This window comes from Ligilactobacillus equi DSM 15833 = JCM 10991, from assembly GCF_001435735.1.
In the GTDB taxonomy this organism is placed as follows: domain Bacteria; phylum Bacillota; class Bacilli; order Lactobacillales; family Lactobacillaceae; genus Ligilactobacillus; species Ligilactobacillus equi.
In genome coordinates this window covers 1-16492 of sequence record NZ_AZFH01000011.1, presented here as the reverse complement: position 1 = coordinate 16492, position 16492 = coordinate 1, and the positions used below count along the sequence as shown (strand labels likewise).

Sequence of the window (16492 nt, the reverse complement as noted above, 5' to 3'; positions counted from 1 at the left end):
ACCTTCCGAAGAAGATTCTTCATACTTATTTGAAATCCTTGAAATTGTGACGGTAGATTATAAAACCAATCGCAAAGGTAATAACATCAGCCAATGGTTGTGCCCAGATAACCCCGTGTAAGCCAAATGCTTTAGCTAAAACAATCATGGTAATCAGATAAACAATTCCTTGCCGTGAAATTGACATGGCTAAAGCACTACCAGCCATATTAGCTGATTGGAAAACCGTCGTATAAACTAAAATTGCTCCAATAAATGGTGTCGTTGCGACACAAGCTCTCAACATGTAAGAACCATTGGTGATGATATCAGGCCGGTTCATAAAGAGGCGAACGATAATGGGCGCAAAGATGATTAAAATCAAGGCCCCTACAATTGCATAAACAACTTCAACTTTCAAATCGTAGCGTAAGATTTCACGGAAACGCTTGGCATTCTTAGCGCCATAGTTGTATCCGATTAGTGGTTGTGCTCCAAAGGCAAAGCCTACTAAGACTAAAATTACGATACTGTAAATCTTTTGTGTAATCCCCATAGCGGCCACCTTATCTGTTCCGTAAACAACCAGGTAGTTATTTAGAAAAGCCATGGCAAAGGTTTGCATGAAGTTGGTAATCGAAGCAGGAATCCCAATGGCGATGATATCTTTGATGTGTTGCCATCCCAAAGAGATGTACTTGATATTAAAGGATAGGTACTTGCTATCCTTGTAAGTGAACCATACTAATAAACCGGTGTTTAAAGCGTAACCTAAGACATTGGCAAAGGCAACTCCACTGGCGCCCCAGTTGAAAATAAAAAGAAAAATGGGGTCTAGGATAATCATGGCGACTGTCCCAGCAATCGTGGCAATCATGGACTTTACAGCCAAACCTTCTGTTCGAATCATATTTCCTGGGACTAAGGAGACAGTGATAAAGACTGACCCCAGGACTAAGACCCGGTAAAAGCCTGCTGCATAGGAATACGTAGCGTTTGTCGCCCCCATCAAGTGTAAGATAGGACTTTCAAAGATTAATAAGAGCACGGTTAAAATTGCAGTGACAATAATAGCCCAATAAAATGAAAATGCTGATACGTGTTTACTTTCTTCATAGCGTTTTTGCCCAAAAAGACGCGAAATTAAGGCACTCCCACCTAAACCAAAAATATCGCCGACAGCAATCATAAAGGTGAAAAGTGGCGAGCCCACTGTGACACCGGCAACCAGGTCGGTATTCCCGGTTTTGGCAACGTAGAAGGTATCAGCTAAGTTATAGATCATGGAGACGACCATGGAGAAAACCACCGGCAAGGCCAATTGATAGTAGACCTTTTTAACCGGTGCCTTTTCAAAAAGTTCTTCCATAAGGTATGAAACATCCCTTCGTATTTAAAATCTAAATACTTATTGTACCATTATCTGTCAAATTTTTCTCATGAAAAAATTCCTGTGAAATTCAAAACTGGAATTACACAGGAATTTGAAGTCTTTTTTACATTATATTTTTATTGTGAAACCTATGGAGTAGAGCAATAAATTTCAATAACTATGTTTTGATTATTCCGTTATATAATTTTTCAATGTGAATATTTGAACAATTCCTTCCCGTACGTAATATAGAACAATTCCAAATGTTATAAAAACGCAGATGTACATTTTAATATTAGTTACTGAAGAAGGTATTATAGCCAGATACAAAGGTTTTTTATTTCCTTTAGACTTACGAGCAGAAACACGGGCTCCTTTGTGTCCATTAGCTAAATTAAACCCACAGTTTTCACAGAAAAGAGTCCCCGCTTCGACAACCTACCCACAATTTGGACAAGTCTTAGCTTGACTAGTAGTGTTATTTTCTGTCGGTGGTGTTGGTTGCACAACATCTGCTAAACTTTGGCCACAATTGGCACAAAACTTTTCGTCTGCATTGTTAGCGTGCCCACAGTTTGGACAGAAAATTTGCTTATTCATATTATCACCTCACGATAAAACTTTTCTCTACTTCTAAGCTTACTTCGTGTTTGTTAAGGCGGGTTAGAGCGCATCTTTAGAGAAATTTAAAATTGCAAAACGTTTTCTCGAAAATTTAAACAAAAAAAGTTCTAGAAATTAATCTAGAACTTAAAAATTATTTCCAATAAGCCCGGGTGTAATCAGCAAAGCCGGCAGTATGGTAATTAACCCCTGCTAAGTTTGATTTCACCATGTGGTCTTCTTTGACATAATAAAGTGGGATGATACCTGTTGAGTTTTGGAGTTGTTTTTCCGCATTCTGCAAGTTTTGCCAGTAAGTCTTTTGATTACCAGCATTTTGGGCATTCTTGATGTAAGTGTCGTAAGTACTGTCAGCATATTTACCTGGATTCATCGAGTTACCACTCGTTAAGATTCCTAAGTAGTTAATTGGGTCGGCATAATCAGCTAACCAGTACCACAATGATAAATCAAAATCGCCATCGGCCTTACGGTTAGACAAGGACTTTGATGGTAGATTAGATACATTTACCGTGACGTTACTTAGTTTACTTTCGATGGTCGATTGAAGGTATTCCGTGACTTTCTTTTGTTGACTAGTATCTTCAGCAATTACGTTTAAAGTGATGGAAGATTTTCCACTTTCATTTAAACCTTCTTGCCAAAGTTTCTTAGCTTGAGCGACATTGGCCTTAGTTGAGGCAGACACTTCAGAGCTAAAGTCTTTGCCGGTTGTTGGGTCGGTGGCAGTCTTAGGACTAACAAAGGCCCCAGCAGCCGTGGAACCATCAGCCAGTACCTTTTGTGTAAGTTCCTTACGATCTAAGACTAAGGAAATTGCCTTCCGTAATTTAGCATTACTTAACGGAGCATCTCCGCTTTGGTTAACTTGCAGGTAGTAAGTCCAAGCCCGTGGGATTTTTTTCATGTTCTTGTCATTTTGCAATCCTTGGGCGACAACGCCAGAGACCACTGTATCGTCAAGCTTACCGGTCTTAAATAAATTATAAGCAGTAGTATCGTCCTTGACGGTTTGGTAGTTAATTGTCTGTAACTTAACCTTATCTTTAGCGTAGTAATACTTATTTTTAACTAACTTGTACTTAGTGTTGGTTCCCGTCCAGTTAGTAATCTTAAAGGCCCCATTTGAGACGGTGGTCTTCGCACTGGTTCCATACTTTTGAGTGCCAACCTTTTGGACGAACTTGTGGTCTTGCGGTAAGAAAGTAGGCATGGTAACTAACTTATTGAAAGACTGAATCGGATGTTCTAATTCAATCATCAAAGTGTATTTTCCCTTAGCTTGAATCCCTAACTTTTCAACGGACATTTTCCCGGCTGCAATCGCATCCGCATTCTTGATACCGCTGAAGACATAAGTGTAAACTGGTTTATTCTTAGGATCAACAGACCGTCGCCAAGAATAAACAAAATCTTGTGCTGTAACCTTGTCCCCGTTGGACCAGCGCGCATCTTTTCTTAACTTAATTGTGTAAGTTTTGCCATTGTTGGTAGGTTTGACGATCTTAGTCGCAATGGCCGGAACAACTTTATTATTGCTATTGAGTTTGTACAAACCTTCGTCCAAATTGGTTAAGGTTGAAAACTCTGGCATCGTTGCTTGATTAGTATTGTCTAAAGTAGTTAATTCCGAGGATTGCATGAGATTTAAAGTTGTTTTTTGGCTGGCTTGGTCTTTATTACCACAAGCAGCTAAAACCAGCAAACTCAAGGCTAACGGAATTGAGAGCTTAGATATTTTACGCATAAAACTTTCCCCATGTTAATCTTCTTGAATAAAGTCGAATTCAAATTTGACCCCTGGTGCTAAGGTCTTGTGAACGGTACATTTTTTTAGAGTTTCAGCCAAGAAATCTTCTTTAGCTTGCCCTTCAATATCAGCTTTAAAAGTGATAGTGACCTTAATGTGGTCAACCGCTGAAGAGCCGTCTTCAAAGCGGGCAATATTGCCGACTGAACGCACATCAAATTTGTCTAAGGTGAGCTTTTGTCTTTTAGCTACAGATTCTGCTGTAATCGCTAAACAGCCGTTGACCGCCCCTAAAAGGTATTGGACCGGGTTAGGACCGGCATCTGTTCCTCGTAAATTGACAGGTTCATCAATTAAAAAGCGGTGCACGCCTGCTTGGGTTCCAACCTGATAACCGATGTTACGTAAACTTGAAGAAACAACATATTTTGACATAATCTTACCTCCCGAATAAATTATTACTAAGTATAACACAGATACTTATTTTTTGTTAGTAAAACCATCAAACTCACTTAATTTTTTTGTAAAGGAGTCTTCCATGTAGATATTCACAGATTAAGGCAAGTGCTACACAAATTTGGAGTATTAATGAGTGCGCTATAATTGCGAGAATCATTAAGATGAAGACGATGGCACTGATGATAATATTGCGTCTAGCATTTTTCACATCAACTTTAAAGGCTTTGGCCCGATTTTTATAGCTGTAAACCGTTGAGGCAACACACAAGATACAGACGACCAATTGAGTTAAAGTGTATAACATTAGATTCATCCCCCTTTTTCTCCATTATAGCAAAAGAAGCCTGTTGCGAAAATATAGCTGATAAACAAAAAGCCGACATTTCTGCCGACTTTTACTATCAAGGCCAATCTGCTGGTGGAGCATCCACTGGATATGCACTACCGTTAATTTCATGATACCATTGACCATTCTCATCTTGTTGATACTCATTAGCTCTTTGCTCTTCACGGTGCCATTGCTCTAATATTGAATTAAGAGAGGCCGAACTATCGTCCTCGTAACTTTCCCCGTCATCTTCATCAACATATGTGTCACCATCATCCTCTACACTACTTGTATCCGTCGTAGTAGAAGCTTGACTAGCAGTAGATGGTTGGTCGTAGCCTGACTGAGCTGAAGAAGAAGCTTGGACTTCCATTTGGGATAAATCAGTTACATCAAGTTTAGAACTGCCGATTTTTTGATACATTTCTCCCTTATACTTCAGAGTCACTTCACTTTGGTCGATCAATTTATAAATTAAAGACACTGTCGTTGTTTCACTGGGTTGTAGCTTCTTTTCTAGATTTTTAACCTGCGTTTTTAAAGCATCATTTTCTGGAAAATCACTTTCAACACTTTGGAGTTTTTTCCCGTTTTGGGATGGTTCCACAATCGATTTAAGTACTGTTGATACTTGATCTTTTTTGGATGTATTCGTTACATCATAAGATAAAATCAAAAATTCCTTACCGTCAGCGGAACTAGCCAGTTGAGATTTGGTTTGCTTGAAAGTTTGATCATTGGTAATAATCTTACCGTGTTTATAACTCCACTTTTTATTCTTCTTTTCTGAAATCGATGAAACTTGAGCCGAGCTCGAGTTACTTGAATTTTGCTTTCTACTTTGACAAGCCGATAATGATAAAGCTGTTAAAGCAGACATACCTAATAAAATTACTTTTTTCATAATATCTATGTCCCCCTTACTTTTCATTATATCACACGCAATTCATCAAATTATTAAATGTGCAAAACTCCGGTGACGGCGGCGACCAGGATGACTAAGGCGTTTGTGACCGTCATGATTGGGACGGCACGCTTGGTGTAGGAAGGAACATCCAAATCTAAGAGCCCGGCCCCGATGTAAGTCGAGGAGTTGGTTGGAGTGACAGAAGTTGCTAAGGAAAGGTTGCAGATAAATGGTGCAATCATCGCAACCGCTGGAATCCCAAAACTTGCCCCAATGGTGATGAAAATTGGGTACAAAGCGTTAAAAATTTGGAAGGGAATATCGTACACAACAGCAACATAATAATGCTTAGGTAGTGCAATAAGAAGTGTGGTGTATATTGAATCAAGGCATCGGATAAAGCCTTGACCATCCCTGTATTATTAAAGATTGCTTGGTAAACATTGATTGCCAGTAACATAATCAAAATGTTGACATACATAGGACCAACTTCTGCAAAAATCTTGCTGTAGTCTTTAGGGTAATTGAGCATGGCGGTTACCACAGTCGCAAAGATAAAGACCAGGTAAGGAGCAATCTGGAAGATTCCCAAGGCAATCATCACAATCACGAAAATCACAAGGTTAATCCAAAGCATCTTTGGCCGTTCAAATTCGGCTTCTTCTTGCTTTTCTTGGGCTGTTTCTTCGTGATTAACTGCCCCAAAAGTCCCGTTAATTTTCTTATGGCGCATGGCAAAGTAAATTAATTGTAAGACGATGACAGGAATAAAACATAATCCCCACCACATTCCTTCTTTGGACAAGTGGGTGGCATTTAAGCCGGCAGAAGATGCTGTGTAAGCCATCCCAATGCCCCAAGGAATAAAGCACATGGCAGACATCGCGGTTTGGGCAATCATAAAGGCGTCGCCGCGATCAACATTGAACTTCTTGTATAGAGGTAACAAAATTGGGAAGGTAATCAGATAAGCGGGAGTAAAGTTCCCAGTCAAAATTGAAAAGCCCCCAATTAAAGTGGTCAAAATCATTAAAACCACGGCATTCATCTTAACTTTGGAAGTGATGAAATTAACGATGGTATTAAACATCCCCGTTTTGGTCAACATAGTAAAATACAAAAAGGCAAATAAGAGCATAAAACCAGTTGACTGCATCAGGGATGCGAACTGTGTAACGACATAAGTTGAGACTTTAAAGATATTGTCGCCTAAAATAAAGGCAAAGATAATTGGTACCGTTAGTAACACAAAATTAAACACTTTATCGGTCACAACGGTGATAACTACGATGATAATCAGTAGAATTGCCATTAGTAATGTCATGAGCATCTTCTCCTTTACTATTTGATGTGCTTTTTAATAAATTCTAAGACTCGAGCGAGATTTTCATCGGTATAATAGGCTACATCCCCGTGTTCAGCCCCTTCAATTAAATAAAACTCAATTTCTTTGTCCATTTGGAGCATTTTTTGGTAAAGTAGGATGCTTTGACGACAAGAGACAGTCGTATCAGCTGTACCATGCATTACAAGAGTTGGTGGCAATTGTGCATCGGCAGTGACGTAAGTATCAACGTTAACCTTGGCGGAAATTTCTGGATTTTCCAAAGTATTTAGATGACCAATTTCTTGCCCTTCAGGTGAATCAGGTTGTCCTGCATTTGGTGTAGTTGGAAAATCTTCAGGAATACAGATATTAATCACTGGATTAAAGGCGACGACGGCGTTTACCTGTGCTGAGTAATCACGGTATAAATCTGAATCTAAACGGCCATCGTCTTGCGTGAAAGCAGTAAGTAAAGCCGTGTTACCACCACTTGAATCACCTAAAATAAAAACATTATTGGTATCTATCTTAAATTCCTCAGCATGAGCTCGCAAATAACGCAAACCAGCTTTGGTATCTTGCACAGGGGCTGGAAATTCAGCAATACTTGATTCACGATATTGTAGAATTCCCGTAACAAACCCCGCTTGAGCTAAGCGTGACATGACGGTTATCCGTTTATAGTTATCTTGCTTAAACCAAGCTGAACCTTGTACCCAAAGAAGTAAAGGATACTTTTGTTGGTTGTCTTCCTTGGTTTCAGGTACTACCATTTGTAAGGTTCTTTCTACACCATCAATTGTTTCATAAACAACATCTGGTTTGTATAAGCCATACATTTCCTTACCAGTCGCTTTAAGTTTGTGCTCACCATCACTATTTAATAGTTTAGCTGCGAATTTTTCGAAATCTGTAATCATCTTAACCATCTAAATCAACTCCTATTCTATAGATATATTTTTATTTTACTTGTGATTAATTTAACTTATATATCAAGTTTAACTCGTGGTAACGCTTTCTACTAATTAAATAAATTATTTAAATTATTCAAACTCTCTATTGAAACGATAAAAAAAGACCCGACTAAGTCGGATCTGAAAATGTTGTTTTAGCCAAACTTGTATTTATTTTGCCGGAAGAGTAAGATTGCGGCTAAAACAATCGTTATGGCTGCAATAATTGCCGTAATCCAAAAAACAGCCAAAACACTTTCTGCAGTATTACTAATCACGAAACTTGATACCAAAGGACCAACGAAGTAAGTCACAGAAGCCATAAATGAGTAGTAGGAAGTTAGCTTTCCGTTACCGGTTGGGAAGTAGCTGGTTAAAATTGCTAAACCAACTTGCCAAATCCCTCCGGCAGCGAAGAAACCTAATAAAGCACTTCCGATCCGAGCGGTCGTCAATGATGGAGCTAAAATCATCATGAATAAAGCACAAGCGGCAATCGTACCGTAAATTAAGATTAAAAACAATTGCTTTATTTTAGTAACTAAAATGGCGGTTACAAATACAGAAATCATTGAAGCCATAGCGTAGAAGGAAACCAATGTTTTAGCTTGTTCAGGGCTAACCTTTAACACGTTAATCCCAAAGTTTGGTAAATATTGGGAAAATACATAGAAAGTAAAACAGATGGTAAAGCCCATAGCAATCAATAAGGATCCATCTAAAGCCATAGATGGTTGTGGTCCGTCAACTCCTCTTTGCCCTTCTTCTTCCTTAATTTCTGCTAATTGCTCTGTTTTATCTTGAGAAGCAAATTGTACTTTCCACATAAAGACCATATCTAAAGCCAAGAAAATAGCCAAACATATGGCGGTTACAGTCGCATTGGTTACCGTAGATACCCAAAATGGGAAAAGGAATTGTGCTAGGGACATGAAAGCCTTGACCAAGGAATTCATAGATGCTGCCCGCGTTGGGAAAGCATCTGTTAAGGCAGGATAACAAGATGTGTCCCCAAATGAATTGGTAAAACCAAAGAATAAAGCAGCGATAGCAGCCATGTACACATTGTGAGCAAAAGCTGCTCCTAATAAGAAGATAATGTCAGACATCATGGCGATAGTCATTGTTTTCTTTCGACCTAGTTTATCGGAAATTGTTCCAGCTGGAAAAATTGTGAACACCCGTCCTAAACCAACGGCTGCCAGGACTAAAGAAATTCCTTTAACGTCAGTATGCCATGCTTCTTGGAAATAAGTGCTATATTGGGAGATGAAGATTGTTGCCATCCCCACAATGGCGAAGTTAATATAAACCGATGTTGCAACACCAGCATAGTTTGTTTTTTTCATAAATAACACCTCTGTCTTTAAAAAAAGAGGCAGGCAACTTCTTTCAAACGCCTGCCTCAACACCGTTTTAGAACAGTTTATTTCTTGTGGTGGTCAATCGCATATTGACGGCGACCACCTGGCTTAGGAATCATGTCTTGCATCATAATACCTAACCCACCATCAACACGTAACTCTTCTCCATTAGTGTAATCTGAACGATCACTAGCTAGGTATAAAACAGCATTAGAAATATCTTCAAGCTTACCAATCCGTTTGCTTGCAACTAAACGGGAACGCCCTTTTTCAACTTCAGGGTCGGTATAGAAGTCATGAGACAATGGCGTTTCAACCAAACATGGAAGAACACAGTTACTCCGAATCCCAAATTGCCCCCATTCAGCAGCCATTTGTTTAGACATCATCAAGACCCCGGCCTTAGTTGTGGAGTAAGCACCAGAGTACGTTTCAGGGAAAATACCAGCCACAGTTGAAATGTGAACCATCGTTCCCTTCTTTTGCTTAATCATTTGTTTACCAAAAGCTTGGGAAGTAATGAAGTAGCCATTCAAATTAATATTAACAGCAGTCTTCCATTCGTCAACGGACAAGTCTTCTAATGGTGAGAAACGCAAGATAGCAGCCGTGTTAACCAAAACATCAACACGACCAAATGTTTCAACCACTTTAGCTACGGCAGTATTAATGTCATCTTCATTAGTTGAATTAGCTGTAATAGCTAAAGTTTTTACACCATACTTGTCAGCCAATTCTTTAGCACGAGCTTCAAGCTTATCAGTAATTAAGTCCATTAAAACTACATTTGCTCCTTGACTAGCAAAGTCTTCGGTAAACTTAGTTCCCATACCACCGACAGCACCAGTAACAACGACAACTTTATCTTTTAATCCTAACCATTCAGTCATACTTTTATCCTCCTCTTAATCCTTCAAAATTTCTGGCCAAGCTTCTTCTAGAACCTTAACGGTGTTGTCATAAGTGTATTTAGCCACCCAGTCGATACCTTTAGCCATATATTGGTCTGAAATCACTTCAACCCCAATTACCTTAGGATCAACTCCAGCATCCTTAATCATCTTCACAAAGGCTACGGTGTCAGCATCCCCTGTTCCGGGTGCCAAGCGATCATGCATTGATTCATCACGTAAGATAGATTGGGCGTACGGACGTTGGTAGGCGTCATCTAATTGGATTGAAATAACTAACTTAGCTTGTTCTTTAGTTAACAAATCATATGGTTGCCCAGCTCTAAACCAGTGCCAAGTATCAAGCAACATACGTACGTTGTCGCAGTTTGCAGTTTGCACAATGTCCCAAGTTTTCTTAAGGTTGTTCATTCCGCTGTATGGCATTGGTTCTAAGGCGATAATGTACTTACCTGCCCGAGCAGCTAATTCTTGCAATTTCTTAGCAGTGTACTCTACGGAGTAATCTTCCATTAAACCAGTGTTAATGTGTTCTACCCCAAACAAATCACACATGTGAAAACAAGCTTGTTCCTTATATTTTTGTTCGTAAGAGCGTGGTTCTTCACACCATTGAACGATATATTCAACTTCAGTGCACTTCACGTTGTACTTAGCCAAAATATCAAGAATATCTTGATCGCTTAAACCTTCGTTTAAAGCGTCAACGTAAGTTTCTGCTCGTAAACCGATGCCATCGTATCCAGCATTAGCAGCTGCTTTTACTCGATCTTCGAAACTACATTGGTCACCTAGTGTCCATGAACTAACAGTAATTGGATGTGATTTACTCATAAGAAATTCCTCCTTGGATATTTTGTGATTTTATTATCAATCTTTCTGACACGTATAATATAAATCGTTTTCAAGAAAAAATCTAATTGATTTATTCGTGTAATAGATTTAAAATTTCTATAGATTAACGTTTTTGTTGACAATGAAAGAAAGGAATTTTTTATGAATTTAGTCCAACTTCAATATCTTGCGGTGTTAGCACAAACCGAAAACTATACACAAGCTGCGGAAATTCTTAACATTACCCAACCAACTTTATCGTATGCTATAAAAACCTTGGAAACACAGATTGATGCCACTCTTTTCGAAAAAGTCGGGCGTAATGTAAAGTTAACTGAACGTGGCAAAATTTTTGTTAAAGAAAGCAATAAAGCCTTGGAAATTTTAAATCAGGCAGTTGAAAAAATCCATCATTTAGATCAGGAAAATAATAGCATTAGGATAACTTCTTTAAGAACTCTAGGTTCATCTTTTCTCCCTAAATTGTTACGAGAATTTTTAGATGAGGTTCATGACCAAGAAATAAACTTTGAATTTGCCCCCACCCCAGGTTTTTCTCAGGCTATGATAGAAGGCTTACGACAAGAAAAATATGATATTTGCTTCTGCTCTAAAGTTGATGATCAGGATGATATTATCTACTATCCAATTTTGGAACAAAAACTTTATTTAATCACTCCTAAAGATCATCCACTAGCTAATCGAAAGTCTATTAATTTGCAAGATACCTTTGCCTATCCTCATATTACTTACGCTAATAATACCGGTCTAGCTAACGAATTAAATCATCTTTATAACTTATGTGGTCAACATCCTGAATCCTCCTATTCTGTTTCTGAAGACGTGGAAGTTGCGGGATTAGTTGCCGCGGGTTTTGGGATTGGGATTGTACCTCAACTAGATAACCTTGACGATTTGGAATTGAAGAAAATTCCCATTGCTTACCCACAATGGCACCGTTTCTTGTACATGGCTATTTTACGTGAACATTACCAAAGTCCAGCAACTCAGTCCTTTATTGCTTACGTTAAGAAAAAATGCTTAATTTGTTAATCCATAGAATTTTTCTTTAGAAAGTCAAAAATAATCAATTAGATTTATCGATAAAAAGCGGTTACAATTTTCTTGTAAACATTTAGTGAAACAAATAACAAACCAATGAAAAATTAGGAGGTTTTGCTAATGAGTAAGTATACCGTTAAAGCTCATGGACATAACGGGGAGATTGATCTAACTGTTGATGTTCAAAATGAAAAAATTCAAGATGTCACCATCGACAAACACTCTGAAACGCCTGCTATTTTTAAACAAGTGTTCAATCAATTAAAGGAAGATATTCTTACCGAACAATCTTTTAAAGTTGATGCCATTTCTGGGGCCAGCGATATGACTAAGTCTATCTTAGATTCAGCTGACAAGACGTTAAAGGAAAATGGTATAGATTTTCCTGCTCCGGCTCCTAAGCCAAAAGAAGAAAAGACATTTACAACTGATGTTTTAGTTGTTGGTTCTGGTGGAGCTGGTTTGGTTGCTGCTAGTCGAGCTTTAAGCTTGGGTAAAAAAGTTATTCTGGTCGAAAAGAATGGTTACCTTGGCGGGGCTACCATTTTAAACGGTTCAAACGTAGTTGGTACTGGCTCGCAAGTATCTGCTAAAATCTTTGGTGATGCTTCCAAAGCAGATTCCGCAGAGCGTTTAGCTGCCGACATTGCACATGAATCAAAAAATACTAATTACCCAGAATTATCCCAATTATTAGCAGACAATATCGGCCAAGCTATCGACTTCATTTCTGATTTTGCCGATTTAAACTACCAAAAGGCGCAAACACAAACGCCAGAGCACTCAGTAGAACGTCAAATTGAATTACCTACTTCAAGTAGTTATGAATTTATCACTAAAGTAGCAAAAGCTTTCCAAGCCAAAGGTGGCACAATTTTAACAGATTGTCGGGTAGAAGGTTTACTTAAACACAGCGACGGCACTTTAGCTGGTCTATGGTGTGGTGGTAAGCACTCCGAAACTAAGATTTATGCAGATAAGATTATTTTAGCTGCCGGCGGTTATGGGGCTAAAGTTTATAATGAAGGTCGTGGCAATGGAATTAACTATTACGGTCCCTTAACTTCAACGGGTGATTCCTACACTTATGCTAAGGAGTTGAAGTTAAAAACTCACGACTTAGACTGGTACAAGGTTTACCCTCACGGTTTGGAAGTTGAACCTGGAATTGCCAAATTAACCACTTATGCTTCTAAATTAGCAACTGATATGGGTTCCATCTATGTCAACCAAGCCGGGAAGCGGATTGTTAACGAATCTGATGTTTACACTAAGTTACGTGATCAAGTTCTCAAACAAGATGGTCAAGTTGCTTACTTACTAATGGATCAAAGGACTTGGGATGAGTTCTACAAGCTCTTGGTCTTACACGACTTCTCTGAGACTGAAATTGCTGAATACTTGGCAAACGATGGCAAGAAGCGCCCTGTTTTAGTTGAAGGTAGCTTACAAGAAGTTGCCCAAAAAGCGGGTATCGATGTTGCTGGCTTAGAAAAAACTGTTGCTGATTATGAAGGTTACGTTGCCAATAATAAGGATGAAGAATTTGGACGTGCTCCAGAATTTTTACACAGTTTTGAAGGCGACACTTACTATTTGATTGAACAACGCGACCGTTTCGCAACCACCCTTGGTGGTTACATGGCCAACCAAGATATGCAACTCTTGGACGAAAGTGATCAACCAGTAGCTAACTTATACGCTGCTGGGGAAATTGTCGGCGGTGCTAACGGCCACGACTCCATGCCAAGTATGATGAACTCTTGGAGCTTTGCCTCTGGTTTTGTCGCTGGAACAAAAGCAAGCCAAGCCTAAATAATATGCTAACTAATTATTAAATTAAAATAATCAAATTTCTAGGAGGAATTTATCATGGAAAGAATTGACGGACACACATTACTTATTGGTTTGATGGCATACCCCATTCGCCACTCAATGTCACCTACAATGCATAACCACGCATTCGCTAAGTTAGGCCTAAACTATGCTTACTTAGCTTTTGAAATTGACAACGAAAAATTGGAAAAAGCTGTGGATGCTATTCGGACATTAGACATGCGCGGTTCTAACGTTTCCATGCCTAATAAGCAAAAGATTTTGCCTTATTTAGACAAATTATCTCCTGCTTCAGAAATGACTGGTGCAGTTAACACCATCGTCAACGACAACGGCGTCTTAACTGGTTACACAACTGACGGAACTGGTTTCATGAAATCACTTGAAGATGAAGGACTTAACATTATCGGCAAGAAGATGACTTTAGCAGGTGCTGGTGGTGCCGGTACTCCAATTGCCATTCAAGCTGCTTTAGATGGTGTGGCTGAAATTGCCATTTTCAACCGTGAAAATGACCCTCAATGGGAACAAGCTAAGAAGAATGTTGAGATTATCAATGAAAAGACGGATTGCAAGGCTACCCTTCATCGCTTAGAAGATCAAGAAGACTTTAAGCAAGCGATTGCTGATTGTGATATTTATTGTGATGCAACCGGGGTCGGTATGAAACCACTTGAAGACATGTCATTGGTTAATGATCCCTCATGGTTCCACAAGGATATGATTGTTTATGATACTGTTTATGCACCACGGGAAACTAAGCTAATGAAAGTGGCTAAAGAAGCGGGTGTTGAACATGTCTTCAATGGTTTAGGTATGATGCTTGAACAAGGTGCCGAAGCCTTCAAGTTATGGACTGGTGAAGATATGCCGGTTGATTACATTCGTGAATTACTCTTTAAAGATGGTGAATAATATGAAAACAGTTCAAGTTCGTAATATTACTCTTGGCCAAGGTATTCCTAAAATTGCCGTTCCTTTGGTGGATACAGACCGTGAAGCACTTGTCAAACAAGCCCGAACTGTCGCTGCTTTAAAGCCTGATGTTGTCGAATGGCGGATTGATTTCTATCAAGATGTAACTGACTACGATAAATTAGGTCAAACAGCTACGGCTATTCGTGAAGTTTTAGGTGATATTGCCCTTCTTATGACTTTCCGGACAAAAGGTGAAGGTGGAAACCTAACTTTAGCTGATGACCAATATTTCCAACTTTGCCAAGTAATTGCAAAAGGCAAGATGGCAGACCTCTTAGACGTCGAACTCGAACATGATCGCCAGGAAATTAAGCAAGTTTTAGACTTGGCGCACCGTAATGGTCTAAAAACCATTATGTCAAACCATGATTTCGACAAAACGCCTTCTGAAACAGATATCTTTAGCCGTCTTAAAGAAATGGCGGAACTTGGCTCTGATGTGGCGAAATTAGCAGCTATGCCAAACAACGTCACTGATGTACTAACTTTACTCACCGCTACTAATAGAGCACAAGAAGATCTTGATATCCCTGTTATTACTATGTCAATGGGTGACTTAGGTAAAGTAAGCCGGGTTGCCGGGCAAGTCTTTGGTTCCGCCCTCACCTTTGGCGCTGTAGGTAAGACTTCGGCACCAGGTCAAATCAGCCTCGAAGATTTACGTCACGACATGGCAGATTTAAAACTTAATTAGAAGAAAGCTGAAATTCCGAATTGAGAGTTTCAGCTTTTTTGCTAGCTACTCGGTTAATTAGTCCAAGTGAGCATTGGTAGAAGGTCGTTTAGGTCTTGGATATTATACTTGTTTACTCATTTTTGGTATGCGGTTAATAGCTTGACTTTTGAGTTTCGTCACCCCCAAAAATGTTCAGTTACTCGATTTTGAAACTAAGGTTTGGTAAGATATATTCCCTTCAAACCAAGTTTAGCGCTAATTGTTGCGACCTTTTTAACTAAAAATAAGACCACAACTCATTTTTGAAGTTATGGTCTTATTTTGTTACCTTTTTAGGTCAAATTTATTTTCGGTTCTTGTAAACTCCAATAGTTAAAAATGGAATAACTACAATCGCAATGGCTAAATAACCACAGTAACCATAACCGAATTTGATAATATTGGTCAAACCTGCTAACGCAATGGTCATGGATAAAATAATAATAAAGGCAGAAATTGTTATGCGACGACGAACAGGATTTTGAATTTTAGCCACGACCTTGGAATTTTCAAAACGACTCACAAAGACAAACGTTGTCGTAACCCCGGTCGAGATTAAACATAACACTAAAGTAATACCGTAGACAATCATCATCCAATCCATGTGCATAGATGCTAAAGAAGTCAAAGTCGGTAAAGTTAAGCCTGCTTCACTCTTGGAGTAAATACCTTGGTAACTCATCAACATGATAACAGCCATTCCTAAAGCAACGGTGTTCATTACGAAAGAAACCCACATAGATTTCTTTTCACCGTAATTCTTTTGTCCCTGAAAAACTTTTCCACAAGCGATAATGGTTGGTAAAGTTACACATTGGAACCCAGCGTAGGTAAAGGCGTTTAAAATAGCTTTAGGTAAATTAGAGAAACCGTTTTGTTGGAAATTTTGTGAAACCACTACGCTAATATTATCAGCTTTAATGAAAAAGGAGCGTAAATCCCCCTACTTTAGTGGGGAGATTTACGCTCCACTCGATAGCTCGTAAGAGCTATTTTGTTTTTTCTAAATATTCTTTAGCCAATTTAGATAATATCTTTGAAACGGATGAATGTTCCTTGACTGCTTGTATTTTCAAGCTATCATTAAGTTCAA

At 38.9% G+C, this 16492-nt stretch carries 16 protein-coding genes; 4 read left to right on the top strand and 12 right to left on the bottom strand.

All coding sequences use genetic code 11. The annotated features are described in order from the left end of the window. Positions 1-25 precede the first annotated feature (25 nt). From FC36_RS01955 to FC36_RS01910, 11 genes are all read right to left on the bottom strand, one after another. Entirely contained in the window at positions 26-1348 is a 1323-nt protein-coding gene (locus FC36_RS01955) for an MATE family efflux transporter (RefSeq protein ID WP_056986677.1), read from the bottom strand. A 441-nt stretch (positions 1349-1789) separates the two neighbouring features. Further along, on the bottom strand, positions 1790-1951 hold the full coding sequence (locus FC36_RS11505; protein ID WP_081781927.1) for a zinc-ribbon domain-containing protein: 162 nt from the start codon (positions 1949-1951) through the stop codon (positions 1790-1792). A 157-nt stretch (positions 1952-2108) separates the two neighbouring features. Then, positions 2109-3722 (bottom strand): peptide ABC transporter substrate-binding protein, encoded by a 1614-nt coding sequence (locus FC36_RS01950; RefSeq protein WP_025020487.1) that lies wholly within the window; start codon positions 3720-3722, stop codon positions 2109-2111. 15 nt (positions 3723-3737) lie between these two features. Next, complete coding sequence (locus tag FC36_RS01945; RefSeq protein WP_025020486.1) at positions 3738-4160, bottom strand: OsmC family protein; 423 nt, start codon at positions 4158-4160, stop codon at positions 3738-3740. 425 nt (positions 4161-4585) lie between these two features. Further along, a complete protein-coding gene (locus FC36_RS01935; protein WP_025020484.1) occupies positions 4586-5416 on the bottom strand; it encodes a DUF5067 domain-containing protein in 831 nt (276 codons plus the stop codon). A gap of 53 nt (positions 5417-5469) precedes the next feature. Continuing rightward, positions 5470-5661 (bottom strand): hypothetical protein, encoded by a 192-nt coding sequence (locus FC36_RS12340; RefSeq protein WP_202813091.1) that lies wholly within the window; start codon positions 5659-5661, stop codon positions 5470-5472. Next, positions 5658-6743, bottom strand: a complete 1086-nt coding sequence (locus FC36_RS01930; RefSeq protein WP_202813090.1) for an SLC13 family permease — start codon at positions 6741-6743, stop codon at positions 5658-5660. Before FC36_RS01930 ends, FC36_RS12340 begins: the two co-directional genes overlap by 4 nt. A gap of 17 nt (positions 6744-6760) precedes the next feature. After that, positions 6761-7675 carry an alpha/beta hydrolase gene (locus FC36_RS01925; protein WP_025020483.1) on the bottom strand — a complete coding sequence of 305 codons (915 nt, stop codon included), beginning with the start codon at positions 7673-7675 and terminating at the stop codon, positions 6761-6763. A 179-nt stretch (positions 7676-7854) separates the two neighbouring features. After that, positions 7855-9048 carry an MFS transporter gene (locus FC36_RS01920; RefSeq protein WP_025020482.1) on the bottom strand — a complete coding sequence of 398 codons (1194 nt, stop codon included), beginning with the start codon at positions 9046-9048 and terminating at the stop codon, positions 7855-7857. A 77-nt stretch (positions 9049-9125) separates the two neighbouring features. Continuing rightward, positions 9126-9953 carry an SDR family NAD(P)-dependent oxidoreductase gene (locus tag FC36_RS01915; RefSeq protein WP_025020481.1) on the bottom strand — a complete coding sequence of 276 codons (828 nt, stop codon included), beginning with the start codon at positions 9951-9953 and terminating at the stop codon, positions 9126-9128. A gap of 15 nt (positions 9954-9968) precedes the next feature. After that, positions 9969-10808, bottom strand: coding sequence for a sugar phosphate isomerase/epimerase family protein (locus FC36_RS01910; protein WP_023859937.1), 840 nt, complete (start codon positions 10806-10808; stop codon positions 9969-9971). Positions 10809-10970: 162 nt separating this feature from the next. Between FC36_RS01910 and FC36_RS01905 the strand changes: the two genes are divergently transcribed. The 4 genes from FC36_RS01905 (at position 10971) to aroD (ending at position 15378) form a co-directional block, all read left to right on the top strand. After that, positions 10971-11861 carry a LysR family transcriptional regulator gene (locus FC36_RS01905; RefSeq protein WP_025020480.1) on the top strand — a complete coding sequence of 297 codons (891 nt, stop codon included), beginning with the start codon at positions 10971-10973 and terminating at the stop codon, positions 11859-11861. Between the two features lie 129 nt (positions 11862-11990). Then, complete coding sequence (locus tag FC36_RS01900) at positions 11991-13685, top strand: FAD-dependent oxidoreductase (RefSeq protein ID WP_025020479.1); 1695 nt, start codon at positions 11991-11993, stop codon at positions 13683-13685. Positions 13686-13742: 57 nt separating this feature from the next. Next, complete coding sequence (locus FC36_RS01895) at positions 13743-14621, top strand: shikimate dehydrogenase (protein ID WP_023859934.1); 879 nt, start codon at positions 13743-13745, stop codon at positions 14619-14621. A 1-nt stretch (position 14622) separates the two neighbouring features. Then, positions 14623-15378, top strand: coding sequence for a type I 3-dehydroquinate dehydratase (aroD, locus tag FC36_RS01890; protein WP_025020477.1), 756 nt, complete (start codon positions 14623-14625; stop codon positions 15376-15378). A 325-nt stretch (positions 15379-15703) separates the two neighbouring features. Here aroD and FC36_RS01885 read toward each other — a convergent pair whose 3' ends face one another. Next, positions 15704-16297 carry a hypothetical protein gene (locus tag FC36_RS01885; protein WP_235805793.1) on the bottom strand — a complete coding sequence of 198 codons (594 nt, stop codon included), beginning with the start codon at positions 16295-16297 and terminating at the stop codon, positions 15704-15706. Between the last annotated feature and the right edge of the window lie 195 nt (positions 16298-16492).

What these genes read in the sequence shown, in the direction of transcription:
- FC36_RS12340 (WP_202813091.1), bottom strand. Translation starts at nt 5,661, where the DNA reads ATGATTGCACCATTTATCTGCAACCTTTCCTTAGCAACTTCTGTCACT.
- aroD (WP_025020477.1), top strand. Translation starts at nt 14,623, where the DNA reads ATGAAAACAGTTCAAGTTCGTAATATTACTCTTGGCCAAGGTATTCCT.
- FC36_RS01930 (WP_202813090.1), bottom strand. Translation starts at nt 6,743, where the DNA reads ATGACATTACTAATGGCAATTCTACTGATTATCATCGTAGTTATCACC.
- FC36_RS11505 (WP_081781927.1), bottom strand. Translation starts at nt 1,951, where the DNA reads ATGAATAAGCAAATTTTCTGTCCAAACTGTGGGCACGCTAACAATGCA.
- FC36_RS01945 (WP_025020486.1), bottom strand. Translation starts at nt 4,160, where the DNA reads ATGTCAAAATATGTTGTTTCTTCAAGTTTACGTAACATCGGTTATCAG.
- FC36_RS01910 (WP_023859937.1), bottom strand. Translation starts at nt 10,808, where the DNA reads ATGAGTAAATCACATCCAATTACTGTTAGTTCATGGACACTAGGTGAC.
- FC36_RS01935 (WP_025020484.1), bottom strand. Translation starts at nt 5,416, where the DNA reads ATGAAAAAAGTAATTTTATTAGGTATGTCTGCTTTAACAGCTTTATCA.
- FC36_RS01925 (WP_025020483.1), bottom strand. Translation starts at nt 7,675, where the DNA reads ATGGTTAAGATGATTACAGATTTCGAAAAATTCGCAGCTAAACTATTA.
- FC36_RS01900 (WP_025020479.1), top strand. Translation starts at nt 11,991, where the DNA reads ATGAGTAAGTATACCGTTAAAGCTCATGGACATAACGGGGAGATTGAT.
- FC36_RS01950 (WP_025020487.1), bottom strand. Translation starts at nt 3,722, where the DNA reads ATGCGTAAAATATCTAAGCTCTCAATTCCGTTAGCCTTGAGTTTGCTG.
- FC36_RS01915 (WP_025020481.1), bottom strand. Translation starts at nt 9,953, where the DNA reads ATGACTGAATGGTTAGGATTAAAAGATAAAGTTGTCGTTGTTACTGGT.
- FC36_RS01920 (WP_025020482.1), bottom strand. Translation starts at nt 9,048, where the DNA reads ATGAAAAAAACAAACTATGCTGGTGTTGCAACATCGGTTTATATTAAC.
- FC36_RS01905 (WP_025020480.1), top strand. Translation starts at nt 10,971, where the DNA reads ATGAATTTAGTCCAACTTCAATATCTTGCGGTGTTAGCACAAACCGAA.
- FC36_RS01895 (WP_023859934.1), top strand. Translation starts at nt 13,743, where the DNA reads ATGGAAAGAATTGACGGACACACATTACTTATTGGTTTGATGGCATAC.
- FC36_RS01955 (WP_056986677.1), bottom strand. Translation starts at nt 1,348, where the DNA reads ATGGAAGAACTTTTTGAAAAGGCACCGGTTAAAAAGGTCTACTATCAA.